Below are 12,694 nucleotides of genomic sequence, written 5' to 3'. Positions count from 1 at the left end.
CGTTGGATATTTTGAGGTCCCGGAGGTCATAGGCTCCTGTATAATAAACGATAGTCAAATTATTCTGCGATGTAACGGAGTCGACTATGAAACCATTTCTCAAGTGGGCTGGAAGCAAGTATCGCGTTTTACCTCATATTCGCAAAATGCTGCCAGAGAGCGGGAGAATCATCGAGCCATTCTGTGGTTCCTGTGCCGTGTCTCTCAATGTCCATCATTCCGCCTACGTTCTCAACGACTCCAATGCAGACCTCATTTGCCTCTATGAAACGCTTCGCGACGAAGGGGCGCAATTTATTGCCTATTGTCGCCGTTTTTTTACGGCAGAAACCAACTGTCCTGACGTCTACTATAGACTTCGCGCAGAATACAACCAGACAGAGGATAAGCGATACAAGTCAGCCCTCTTCCTCTATTTAAATCGTCATGCGTACAATGGTCTCTACCGGACGAATTTGCGGGGGGATCACAACGTACCATTCGGGCGCTACCGTAAGCCATATTTTCCTGAACGTGAGATGACGGCGTTCTATGAGCGATTCCACACCGCGCAGTTTCTCAGTCTGGATTTCGAGACGGTTATGCGTGCCGCACAGCCCGGGGATGTCATTTATGCCGATCCGCCGTACGTACCCCTCAGCAACACTGCAAATTTTACTTCCTACCAAGCCGGAGGCTTCAATTTGGACGAGCAGCGCAGACTGGCGCGGGTGGCCGAGGAAGTGGCCAACAGGGGGGTGCCAGTGCTCGTTTCCAATCACGCTACGGAGTTCACGAAGCAGATTTATCGCGCTGCTGAATGGGTGACATTCGATGTCCAACGCAATATCAGCCGAGATGCGTCAAATCGAGGACGGGCGCGAGAAATTTTGGCCCTCTTCCGTGGGGAGTCCGTCCAGGCGTGGCAATTCGAAGCGTCAATCAGCGGGACCGCGATGTTTTAGAATTTTAGACGAGGTGACGGTATGTCTTCCAATCATGCAGATTTTCAGGCGAGATCGCCATGGGCGTTGCACGACGTCTCACAAGCACGGATTCTTCCAGCGACAGGGCCGATCGACGCCGACGTTGTTGTTCCTGGCAGCAAAAGTTTTACGAACCGGGCCCTCATCGTGGCCGCACTTGCCAAGGGGACATCGCGACTTACCGGGCTGCTCCGAAGCGACGACGCATACTGGTGTATTGAGGCGTTGAAGTCGCTTGGCGTCGATGTCGTCGTCGATGGCGACAATGTGACGGTGCGCGGGATAAATGGCCGTTGGCCGCATCAGGCTGGCCGGGTCTACACAGGTGCAGGGGGCACGACCGCGCGATTCCTTACGAGTGCGCTGGCTGCTGGCGAAGGCAAATGGACGATTGAGGGAAGCAAACGCATGAACGAGAGACCAATGGGTGTCCTGTTCGAGACCCTTCAGGCACTCGGTGTGGGCATACATCCACTGTCCGAGCGTCCTGATACGTTGCCGATTGAGTTGGACACGAAGGGCCTTCGTGGCGGCCGCGTGCAGATGTCGGGCGCTGTGTCCAGCCAGTTCATCAGTGGGGCGCTCATTGGTGCGCCGTATGCGAAAGATGCGTTAACCATAGAGATCACCGACACCATTGTCCAGCACGCGTATGTACATATCACCCTCGACATGATGCGAGCGTTTGGCGGGAATGTCGAGGCAGATGAACAATTGCACGAGATGACGGTGTCGTCGACGGGCTACGTGGGACGCGACTACGACATCGAAGCGGACGCGTCCACTGCCTGCTACTTCTGGGCGGCCGCCGCTTTGACTGGCGGCCGGGTCCGTGTGAAAAACTTAACCTACAGCACCAGGCAGCCGGATGTGCAGTTCGTTGACGTGCTCGAGCAAATGGGATGCAGCGTTGACAAATCTGGACAGGGAATTGAAGTGCAGGGCCCCAGGCAACTTCGCGGCGGGCAAACCATCAGCATGAAGGAAATGTCGGATCAGACGCTCACGCTCGCGTTCCTGGCACCGTTCGCCGATGCACCGGTGAACATCACGGAAGTCGAGCATATTCGGCACCACGAGTCGGATCGTTTGGCGGTCATTTGCGAGAGTTTGCAGAAAATCGGCATTCGTGTCGACGAGAGGCCGGACGGTGTGACCATTTACCCAGGGCCCGCAGCGGGGACACTCCTTTCATCCCACGACGATCACCGCGTCGCCATGGCCCAATCGATCATGGGACTGCGCGTACCGGGCATTGTCGTGGACGATCCCGGCTGTGTCTCAAAAACCTGCCCAATGTTCTTCGAGAAGCTGGGCGAGATCGGAGTACAGGTGGAACTCAACTGACCGTCACTTGAGCTGATCGAAAAATTGAAGAGGGATGTTCCTTGATGACAAATAGTAGTAGGAATCCTAAGGTTGATGAATTTTTAAAGAAAGCTAAAAAGTGGAAAGAAGAATATGAGAAGCTGAGAAATATCGTTCTTGACTGTGATCTGACCGAAGAATTTAAGTGGATGCATCCTTGCTACACGTTTGAGAAAAAAAACATAGTTTTAATACATGGATTTAAGGAATATTGTGCGCTTCTGTTTCACAAAGGTGCCTTGTTACAGGATGCCCATGGGATTCTGATCCAACAAACGGAGAATGTACAGGCGGCGCGCCAGATTCGGTTCACCAATGTTCAAGAAATAGTTGACATGGAAACCATCTTGAAAGCCTATATTTATGAGGCCATTGAAGTTGAAAAAGCCGGCTTGGAAGTGAATTTTAAGAAGACGACAGAATTCATCATTCCTGAAGAACTTCAAAATAAATTCGATGAAGTTGCTGCCTTGAAAACTGCTTTTGAAGCATTGACGCCGGGACGGCAAAGAGCATACATTCTTTATTTTTCTCAACCCAAACAATCCAAAACTCGAGAGTCAAGAGTTGAAAAATGTGTGCAGCAAATTCTCGATGGAAAGGGATTAAATGATTAGACTCCCATGCCGCCGGGGCGGCACCAGCAGAAGGATGAAAATGCCTTTGTGTTGAATGATTTTTTGGTGGCTGGCGAAGGCAGGTCGTCACTCCTTGGTGCCTCGAGCCCGCTGATTAGACTGACTACGACGACCAGGTGCACCACAGAATGTCGCTCTCCTCCTCGGAGAAGCACGCAGGATAGAATGATCCATTATGGTCGTTGCACCAGCCCTTCAATATTACCAGTCCATCAGGAAGGATTGGCATGGATGCCGTATACGAACGTTGTTGCGGCCTCGATGTGCACAAGAAGACGGTGGTCGCCTGTGTGCTGACGCCGGAGGCCAAGGAGATTCGCACGTTCTCCACGATGACGGAGGATCTCCTGGAGATGGTTGACTGGTTAGGACAACATGAATGCACGCATGTTGCTATGGAAAGCACAGCTTCATTCTGGAAGCCAATCTACAACCTTCTGGAGTCGGCGGACTGTCAAGTGCTTGTGGTGAACGCCAAGCACATGAAGAACGTTCCGGGCCGTAAGACCGATGTGAAGGATGCCGAATGGATCGCCGGATTGCTCCGCCACGGGCTGTTGCAAGCCAGTTACATCCCCAACCGTGAACAACGGGAACTACGAGAACTCATTCGCTACCGCCGAAGTCTCATTGACGAGCGGGCAAGAGAGGTGAATCGGGTTCAAAAGGTGTTGGAAGGTGCCAACATCAAGCTTTCTGCAGTGGCCAGCAATACACTTGGCAAATCTGGGCGGGCGATGTTGGAAGCAATGATCCACGGAGAAGAAGACCCGGAGGTATTGTCAGGGTTAGCCAAAGGCCGGATGAAGGCGAAGAAGGCCGATTTGCACAAGGCACTGAATGGGCTTATGGGCTCCCACCAACGAATGATGCTGGCAGCCCAATTACGTCACATCGATTACTTGGATGAAGAGATTGCCCGGCTGGATGAAGAAGTCAAGGAGCGCATGCTCCCTTTTGAAGAAGACCTGGAGCTAGTGGACACCATCCCCGGTGTCGGTCGACGAACAGCAGAACAAATTCTGGCTGAAATTGGGACAGACATGACCCAATTTCCGTCTGCTGCCCATTTATGCTCTTGGGCAGGACTGGCTCCAGGGAACAATGAAAGCGCCGGGAAACGAAAGTCGGGGAAAACACGCAAAGGGAATCAAAAACTCAGAGCAGCGCTGGTGGAAGCAGCACGCGCAGCGGCGAGAACGAAGCAGACTTATCTCTCTGCCCAGTACCATCGAATTGCAGCTCGAAGAGGCAAAAACCGTGCAGCAGTTGCAGTGGCCCACAGCATCTTAACCATCGTGTATTACGTGTTACAGCGACGTCAGCCTTATATTGAACTCGGCCCAACATATTACGAAGCACGCAAGAAAGACGCAGTCGTAAAGCAGGCGATCCGGAAGTTGCAATCACTCGGGTTGGAGGTCACCGTAAAACCTGTTGCATAAATGATCTCCAGACATCACAGAGTTCCTTTTAAAACCCATCTTGTGGTGGGCTTATTTCAGTATGTCGTTTTACCCTGGTCATCGCTCAATTATTTTCAGGATAGTATATTCCTTACGAAAGAACACTGACCTGTGGCAAGCAGCTTTTGATACACCGAGGGACAAGTATCTGTTTCCCTCTGGTTGTCTTTTTCATAGGGTGAACAAACCACGTGACCGAGTACCTCGGTTGGTTGGAGGGCCCCTCATGAAATTAGCTGCCAGGGTGGGACATGGGTACGGAATTGACATAGTGGATTGGACGCCGGTCAAGGACGTCTATCGACTTCGCACACGTGAGCACGGTACGCTCTGCTTGAAGCCGTATGATCTGCCTATCGAGGAAGTGGAGTTCATTGCGGGCGTTCAAGACGATGTCAAACGGAACGGATTTCAGTTTGTACCCTACACTTTCCGCACCAGGAGCAACCGTGTTGGGTTCAAGCATAACGGAAACTGGTACATGCTGACACGCTGGGTTGTCGGGCGTACCCCAAGTTTCCGCAACGAGAACCGTTTGCATCAGGCCGTTCGTACACTGGCAAAATTCCACGATAGCGCGCAAAACTTATCTGCACGCCAACCTCCTACGAAACGAATTAAGACCAAAGGAATCAAACGTCGACTTGAACACGAGTCCCGAAAGATAGAGGAAAACTATCGTGGCGGGTGTGCGGAAATCCTGAAGGATTTATGTGCAGCATCACTCAGTCACATCGAGTCTTCCAAGGTCAAACGAGCCATTCGCCGCGAAGTTGCAGTGAAGGCGTTTGTTCATGGTGACTACAATTATCCAAACATCGTTCAAGACAAGCAGGGTCGTTATCACCTTATTGATTTCGAAAACACATCTCTTCATGTTCGCATGGAAGACTTGGCGCATTTGATCCATCACAATGCCGCATGGCAGGGGGAAAGGGTTGTGCGGATAATAGACGCGTATGATCGGGTACGACCGATGAGTGATGGTGATCTGCAACTACTCATTGCTTTGCTATATCAACCATACCCAGTGTTTCGGGCCATCCAGAACGGGAAACAGACGCAAGGGTTGTCCTGCGCCCTTCTCAAGCAGTACTTGCATCGTCTGCAGCGGATATGAGGAGATGAACTTTACCTCGCCGGGACGCATAAGTCATCCCGGCAACCGAGGGACGTTGATGATCAAGTGATCATGTGCCAATGTGGTTGCGGGAAAAATAGCCTGCGCGTCTGCCAGCAGTTTCGCTTCTCCTTCTTCGTCGTAGCGCGCGCTCACGTGCGTCAACACGAGTTGCTTCACCCCGGCGTTTGCAGCAGTTCGAGCTGCGTCCGTCGCTGTCGAGTGATGGTGATTTTGCGCGCGTTCCCACTCGCTGGCTGCGTACGTCGCTTCGTGCACGAGTACGTCCGCACCCTCTGCGAGTTCCTCAGCACTGTCGCAGGGTCGTGTGTCTCCGAGTATGGTCACCACGCGGCCTGGGGTAGGCGGGGCCAGGTAGTCAGCTGACCGCAGGACCCGGCCGTCATCCAATGCCACGTCGTGGCCCTCCTTTAACTTGCCATAGATGGGTCCGGCAGGTATCCCCTGTTCCTGAAGCAGCGTCTGTCGCAGCTTGCCTCTTTTCGGCTTTTCCTCAAATCGGTAACCGTACGACGGAATCCCGTGATTCAGTTGCCGACAGGTCACCGTCATCTGTTCATCGTCAAATATCACGCCTCCGTCTATGACACTTACCCACAATCGATACGGCAAGTGCGTCTCACTTAAACGGATGGTTGTTTCCACAAACTGCTCCAGCCCGCGAGGCCCATATATCACCAAAGGTTTCTCACCTGCTTGAAACCCTCGGCTTCCCAGAAGGCCGGGGAGGCCGAAGATGTGGTCACCATGTAAATGGGTGATAAATATGTGCTCCAGCTTTGACAGGCTCAGCGGTGAGGAAAGGATTTTGTGTTGTGTTGCTTCACCACAATCTATCAACCAAAACGTGCCTCGCTCATCATGCAACCGAAGGGCAATGGACGTGACGTTGCGGCGCTTTGAGGGCAAACCTGCCCCGGTACCCAAAAAATAAAGATCCATTCGACGGGGCTCCTTGGTGAAAAATCGCGTGCAAACGACCGCACGCGACTTATTCTGCAGTCAACTAGCTAGAATTAAAAGCGGGATCGGTTCACTTATCAGATTGCGGCGGCCGGTTCATCATCCGCACCTCTGCCGTTTAACACCTTCCGGAACTTCATAAAGCTCGCGATCCGCCACGGCACCAAATACCCAAACGCCACAAGGAAGTACATCATCGTCATTGTTGACGAATTGTACCCATGCAATAATTCTCGCAGGGCGATACGCAAAGCCAAGATGACCAGTAAGCAGACGACAAACGCCATGCTCTTCCTTGCGTAAATCAGACCGTCTTCGCGAATTTCATAATTCGTCGTGATGATGAGCGGGATCGAGAAGACGATGCCCACCATAAGTGGAATAATGATTTCCAGGGCACTCAGTTGCACACCAGGATTCAAGAACGATGCAAAGCCAAACAGAAGAAACAGAAGCGGTAAAATCATTCGGAGCCCATTCCCCTTGACTGGTTTCCGGGTTGCCGACAGCCTTCTCCACACAATGAGCGCGACCAAGACGAGAATTGGAACGATGTACATGTTTTATTCCTCCATAGACCATCTTTGTGCTCTCAGTATAGTTCGGCGCACCTGGGTTCCATCAGTGTAGACTGTAATTGATATGGGATGACAACTGTCATATCAGTTGGCAGTCGGAGAAAGTATTGCAACATAGGGTGGGGGTGTCAAGTAGCCGTATAGGGTGCAAAGACGTGCGCGGGGGATGGTCTCATCTGCCCCGTGCTTGTCGCGTAGTCAATCGACCATCGGTGTGTGCTAGCCTATACCGCGAATGCAACGATGACGGCAATGACGACAAGCGCAATAATGCCCATGGTCATCCACCCTACAACAGGTCGCTGCAGTGGTGATTGTTGATGTTCGTCGTTTTCCAGGTGATACTTATCATTGGCCTTTCGTTCCAAGTCCCTCGGGTTTAGACCATTTCTCGGATCATTCGGAAACACAGATTAGACTCCCATGCCGCCGGGGCGGCACCAGCAGAAGGATGAAAATGCCTTTGTGTTGAATGATTTTTTGGTGGCTGGCGAAGGCAGGTCGTCACTCCTTGGTGCCTCGAGCCCGCTGATTAGACTGACTACGACGACCAGGTGCACCACAGAATGTCGCTCTCCTCCTCGGAGAAGCACGCAGGATAGAATGATCCATTATGGTCGTTGCACCAGCCCTTCAATATTACCAGTCCATCAGGAAGGATTGGCATGGATGCCGTATACGAACGTTGTTGCGGCCTCGATGTGCACAAGAAGACGGTGGTCGCCTGTGTGCTGACGCCGGAGGCCAAGGAGATTCGCACGTTCTCCACGATGACGGAGGATCTCCTGGAGATGGTTGACTGGTTAGGACAACATGAATGCACGCATGTTGCTATGGAAAGCACAGCTTCATTCTGGAAGCCAATCTACAACCTTCTGGAGTCGGCGGACTGTCAAGTGCTTGTGGTGAACGCCAAGCACATGAAGAACGTTCCGGGCCGTAAGACCGATGTGAAGGATGCCGAATGGATCGCCGGATTGCTCCGCCACGGGCTGTTGCAAGCCAGTTACATCCCCAACCGTGAACAACGGGAACTACGAGAACTCATTCGCTACCGCCGAAGTCTCATTGACGAGCGGGCAAGAGAGGTGAATCGGGTTCAAAAGGTGTTGGAAGGTGCCAACATCAAGCTTTCTGCAGTGGCCAGCAATACACTTGGCAAATCTGGGCGGGCGATGTTGGAAGCAATGATCCACGGAGAAGAAGACCCGGAGGTATTGTCAGGGTTAGCCAAAGGCCGGATGAAGGCGAAGAAGGCCGATTTGCACAAGGCACTGAATGGGCTTATGGGCTCCCACCAACGAATGATGCTGGCAGCCCAATTACGTCACATCGATTACTTGGATGAAGAGATTGCCCGGCTGGATGAAGAAGTCAAGGAGCGCATGCTCCCTTTTGAAGAAGACCTGGAGCTAGTGGACACCATCCCCGGTGTCGGTCGACGAACAGCAGAACAAATTCTGGCTGAAATTGGGACAGACATGACCCAATTTCCGTCTGCTGCCCATTTATGCTCTTGGGCAGGACTGGCTCCAGGGAACAATGAAAGCGCCGGGAAACGAAAGTCGGGGAAAACACGCAAAGGGAATCAAAAACTCAGAGCAGCGCTGGTGGAAGCAGCACGCGCAGCGGCGAGAACGAAGCAGACTTATCTCTCTGCCCAGTACCATCGAATTGCAGCTCGAAGAGGCAAAAACCGTGCAGCAGTTGCAGTGGCCCACAGCATCTTAACCATCGTGTATTACGTGTTACAGCGACGTCAGCCTTATATTGAACTCGGCCCAACATATTACGAAGCACGCAAGAAAGACGCAGTCGTAAAGCAGGCGATCCGGAAGTTGCAATCACTCGGGTTGGAGGTCACCGTAAAACCTGTTGCATAAATGATCTCCAGACATCACAGAGTTCCTTTTAAAACCCATCTTGTGGTGGGCTTATTTCAGTATGTCGTTTTACCCTGGTCATCGCTCAATTATTTTCAGGATAGGCCTCCTTAAACGGCTATGTGGTTATTCTTTCTATGTAAATTATTCCATTCCTTCACTGATGTAGAAGTGCAGACATGGGAAGAGAAACTGTGACCTGTCACAGGAGAGGTATATAACATGGATATTGCTGTCAGGCAGGCGGTTGAAGGCGATATCGCTCTCGTCGCCGCCCTGGATCACCTAGTACTAGGGTCACCGGAAAGACGTCACCTTCTAGCAAACCACGTCCGCGACGGGCACACTTGGGTTGCCTTGCAGTTGTATTATACAACTATACAATGATTGGTTGTAAGGTTAGAATGCAACCCGAAGTGACAGATTATGCGGGGTGTGTCATAGCAGTGGACGACATATTGGAACAAATTGAACAGGAAGTCGCTATCTTTGCTCGGCGGATGGAATTTGCGCGGGTTACGAGTGACAGCAATGAGGACCTGGATCGATCCGGTTATCTTCTCCTCACCTCATTACAACGACGAGGCAAGATGACCATCGGCACCTTGGCAGAGGTATTTCAATTGGACATATCAACAGTGAGCCGTCAGGTGACACCACTGATTAAACATGGGTATGTCCTGCGGGAAACATCTGATGAGGACAAGCGAGTTAGTGTGCTGAGCATCACGGACGAGGGGGAGCAAAAGCTCAGCCGCGTCCGCGCGTCGCGGCGTGAACTGTACGGAAGACTGCTCAACGATTGGTCAGGGGAGGAACGTGCGCAGTTCCTGCAATTGCTGCGGCGTCTGAATGAGCGGATACGGAGTCGGCAACGTGATCGAAAGGAGAAGAGGTAGGTGGTGGGGAAGCGCGGGCGCTTGGCCATCTTGGGTACCGGTATTGGGGGATTGGCGACTGCGATGGGATGTCGGGCCCTCGGGATCCCCTACACCCTGTTCGATCCCGCCACCGACCCTCTCCAAGGCGGCGCTGCTCTGACACTGTGGCCGCATGCGCTACGGGCACTTCTTTGCCTCGCGGGCCGATCTCGGTTACCGGATTGGATGGAGCCAATCCAAGCGGGAGACGTTAGGACCGCACGAGGGTGCGCCGTCTATGAACTTCCGTTAGAATGGATGGAGAGGCGCTATGGATTGAGGCCGTCCTGTGTTCGCAGGGTGGATCTGTCCACGTGGATGTGGCAGGAACTGGGTTCCCCGTCCATTTTACGTCTGGCGGCTGAAGAGGCAGTCCATGTGAACCATGGGGGTAGCGTCGCAGTTCGCTTTTCCGACAACAGCACACGCCTGTTTGACGGTGTCGTCGCTGCCGACGGTATCCACTCGCGAATACGCAGTCAGTATGTTGGAGACGAGCCTCGCTCGACGGGTTACACGGCTTGGAGAGGCATTGCCCGCAGTTTGGGATCGACAAATCCACTTCGGATGCGCGAATATTGGGGACCCGGCAGTCGATTTGGGTACGCGTACATTGACGCCTCGTCTGTGTATTGGTTTGCCACGGTCAACCATTCACTTTTTTCCTCGCGTCGAATCCCCACTTGGGAAGACGCTCAACATTGTCTGCTGCGCTTACCGAGTGAAGTTGGCGACATGATTCAGCACACGCTCGTGACTGACGTTTTGCAGCACCCCGTACAAGATTTCGCACCTGGTGCGCCGTTGGTCCTTGGACGCATTGCATTCGTTGGAGACGCCGGGCACGCCATCACGCCAAATCTAGGTCTTGGCGCATGCTTAGCGCTCGAAGATGCCGTGACGTTCATGTCAGTCCTTCGGCAAGCTCGTACATACGACACTGCTTTTCAACACTATGCCCGATCACGCCGTCACCGCGTCGCATTAATCGCACGAGCAACACGACTCCTCGGAGATGTCACACAGTTGGAAAATGCCGCGCTGAACTGGGTCAGGAATAAGGCCATTCGCTGTACGCCAACCACCATCAGTCTTCCCGTCTGGAGATTGCTGCTTGGGGAGCCGATCCGCTGTTTGGAGGATGGGGTCAAGGGGATAAGCTGATCGCGTGGCCACGTTACTAGTCGGCAGTCCGATTACGGTTAAAACATCATACGGTTTCTGTTTGAGCTAGGGGGTTATCTATGAACACCATCACCTTGGTTATTGCAGTGGTCCTTTTATGCGGAATTTTACTAGCTCGGGCCAACAGGAGATTTGGGTTTCCTGCTCTCATCAGTTTTGTCGCCGTCGGTGCCATATTTGCCGCCATTGACCCGAGTGTTCTGGAAACCGTCACGCCGACTGTCGCGAAGGATTTAAGTTACATTGCCTTGGCGTTTATTCTCTACGAGGGTGGACTGCACACGTCCTTGCGACGGATACGCCGTACGTGGGCACCTGCTTTATCCCTGGCGACTGTCGGCGTACTCGTCTCTGCAGCCATCATGACTGCAATGGCATATTATCTGCTTCATTTATCGATAGTTGCAGCCGCTCTGTTTGGTGTTGCCGCGAGTTCGACCGACGCGGCATCTGTCTTCAGCGTTCTCGGCGGGACGTCGTTGCGCCGGCGCCTAGTCGATGTGCTGGAGGTCGAATCCGGGACAAACGATCCGATGGCCTTTTTCCTCACGACCATCCTCATTCAGTGGCATGAACAAGGGCTGGGTCCAGTCGGACATGCGACGTGGTACGTTCTCGGCCTCTTTATCTTGGAGATGGGCCTAGGGCTTGTGGTTGGAGCGTTGGTCGGGATTGTCGGATCGTTTGTCAATCGCCGCATACAGTTGGACACGGGCGGTCTCTACCCGGCATTGTCTCTAGGTTTCGCATTGCTCTCCTTTGCATTGGCCCAGACACTAGGGGGCAGTGGCTTTCTTGCGGTGTACGTCACGTCCGTCGTCATAGCAAGTCGGAAGATGGAACATCGCTATAGTATCATCCGGTTTCACGAAGGACTCGCTTGGACGATGCACATCTTGATGTTCGTGGTGCTTGGCTTCTTCCTTCTGCCCCGCGATTTGTGGTACGTTTCGCTGCCTGGTGTGGGCCTTGCCATCGGGGCATTGATACTCGCACGTCCTGCGGCGGTCTGGATGTCGACCATTGGCATGGGATTCACTCGTAAAGAAAAACTGTTCATCGCATGGGCTGGTCTTCGCGGAGCGGCGCCAATTGTCCTCATCCTGTCGGCCGTCGAATCGCAAATTCCCGGCTACATCGTGCTCATCCAAGTGATTTTCTTTCTTGTTATCGCGTCGACGTTGGTACAGGGGCTCACCGTTCATCGCTTCGCAGAACAACTCGATCTCGTCGAGCCCACCCCCTCAGAAGACGTGCTGGAACTCATCTCGATCGCCCGTGAGAACGCGGTGATTTTGCCGGTCGAGATCGCACCGGATTCGTCGCTTGTCGACAAGCGAATGGTTGAGATCAAATTCCCGGAGAACACGTTGTGTTACGGGATCGTTCGGGGGGAGCAGGTTGTTGTTCCGCGGGGAGGCACCAGGTTGCGCGCGGGCGATCACCTGTTGGTCCTCTCGGACAATCGGCACATTCCGAACCTGCGGACGCTGTTTAAAAGTGAACAGGTGGGGAGTCCGGCGATGTTGCCATAAGGTTGGGATTGTCCAGGATTTGTGTCATTCGCCTCAAAAGAGTAAAATTGAC

The 12,694-nt window shown here is 52.9% G+C and carries 13 protein-coding genes; 10 read left to right on the top strand and 3 right to left on the bottom strand.

The features are described from left to right. Window positions 1-86 precede the first annotated feature (86 nt). The 5 genes from NZD86_RS20395 (at window position 87) to NZD86_RS20375 (ending at window position 5,557) form a co-directional block, all read left to right on the top strand. Window positions 87-944, top strand: a complete 858-nt coding sequence (locus tag NZD86_RS20395) for a Dam family site-specific DNA-(adenine-N6)-methyltransferase (protein WP_268043895.1) — start codon at window positions 87-89, stop codon at window positions 942-944. Between the two features lie 21 nt (window positions 945-965). Next, the gene (gene aroA, locus NZD86_RS20390) at window positions 966-2,312 is read left to right on the top strand and encodes a 3-phosphoshikimate 1-carboxyvinyltransferase (RefSeq protein ID WP_268043894.1); all 1,347 of its coding nucleotides are present in this window, start codon (window positions 966-968) and stop codon (window positions 2,310-2,312) included. 44 nt (window positions 2,313-2,356) lie between these two features. Continuing rightward, a complete protein-coding gene (locus tag NZD86_RS20385; protein ID WP_268043893.1) occupies window positions 2,357-2,950 on the top strand; it encodes a YdeI/OmpD-associated family protein in 594 nt (197 codons plus the stop codon). 248 nt (window positions 2,951-3,198) lie between these two features. Continuing rightward, window positions 3,199-4,416, top strand: a complete 1,218-nt coding sequence (locus NZD86_RS20380; protein WP_268043887.1) for an IS110 family RNA-guided transposase — start codon at window positions 3,199-3,201, stop codon at window positions 4,414-4,416. 247 nt (window positions 4,417-4,663) lie between these two features. Further along, window positions 4,664-5,557, top strand: coding sequence for a phosphotransferase (locus NZD86_RS20375; protein WP_268043891.1), 894 nt, complete (start codon window positions 4,664-4,666; stop codon window positions 5,555-5,557). Between the two features lie 33 nt (window positions 5,558-5,590). Here the strand turns inward: NZD86_RS20375 and rnz are convergent, their stop codons facing one another. The 3 genes from rnz to NZD86_RS20360 form a co-directional block, all read right to left on the bottom strand. Beyond that, window positions 5,591-6,520: a ribonuclease Z gene (gene rnz / locus NZD86_RS20370; RefSeq protein WP_268043890.1), complete on the bottom strand. Its 930-nt coding sequence runs from the start codon at window positions 6,518-6,520 to the stop codon at window positions 5,591-5,593. A 98-nt stretch (window positions 6,521-6,618) separates the two neighbouring features. After that, window positions 6,619-7,101: a CcdC protein domain-containing protein gene (locus NZD86_RS20365; RefSeq protein WP_268043889.1), complete on the bottom strand. Its 483-nt coding sequence runs from the start codon at window positions 7,099-7,101 to the stop codon at window positions 6,619-6,621. Window positions 7,102-7,343: 242 nt separating this feature from the next. Further along, window positions 7,344-7,529, bottom strand: coding sequence for a hypothetical protein (locus tag NZD86_RS20360; RefSeq protein ID WP_268043888.1), 186 nt, complete (start codon window positions 7,527-7,529; stop codon window positions 7,344-7,346). Between the two features lie 255 nt (window positions 7,530-7,784). Here NZD86_RS20360 and NZD86_RS20355 point away from each other — a divergent pair, with 255 nt between their 5' ends. From NZD86_RS20355 to NZD86_RS20335, 5 genes are all read left to right on the top strand, one after another. Continuing rightward, window positions 7,785-9,002, top strand: a complete 1,218-nt coding sequence (locus NZD86_RS20355) for an IS110 family RNA-guided transposase (RefSeq protein WP_268043887.1) — start codon at window positions 7,785-7,787, stop codon at window positions 9,000-9,002. 222 nt (window positions 9,003-9,224) lie between these two features. Next, complete coding sequence (locus tag NZD86_RS20350; RefSeq protein ID WP_268043886.1) at window positions 9,225-9,389, top strand: hypothetical protein; 165 nt, start codon at window positions 9,225-9,227, stop codon at window positions 9,387-9,389. 17 nt (window positions 9,390-9,406) lie between these two features. Further along, entirely contained in the window at window positions 9,407-9,901 is a 495-nt protein-coding gene (locus tag NZD86_RS20345; protein WP_268043885.1) for a MarR family winged helix-turn-helix transcriptional regulator, read from the top strand. After that, window positions 9,902-11,086, top strand: a complete 1,185-nt coding sequence (locus NZD86_RS20340) for an FAD-dependent monooxygenase (RefSeq protein ID WP_268043884.1) — start codon at window positions 9,902-9,904, stop codon at window positions 11,084-11,086. Window positions 11,087-11,166: 80 nt separating this feature from the next. Then, window positions 11,167-12,642 (top strand): potassium/proton antiporter, encoded by a 1,476-nt coding sequence (locus NZD86_RS20335; protein WP_268043883.1) that lies wholly within the window; start codon window positions 11,167-11,169, stop codon window positions 12,640-12,642. Window positions 12,643-12,694: the final 52 nt, after the last annotated feature.

This window comes from Alicyclobacillus dauci (genome assembly GCF_026651605.1).
Lineage (GTDB): Bacteria > Bacillota > Bacilli > Alicyclobacillales > Alicyclobacillaceae > Alicyclobacillus > Alicyclobacillus dauci.
This window is presented reverse-complemented; position numbering and strand designations above follow the sequence as displayed.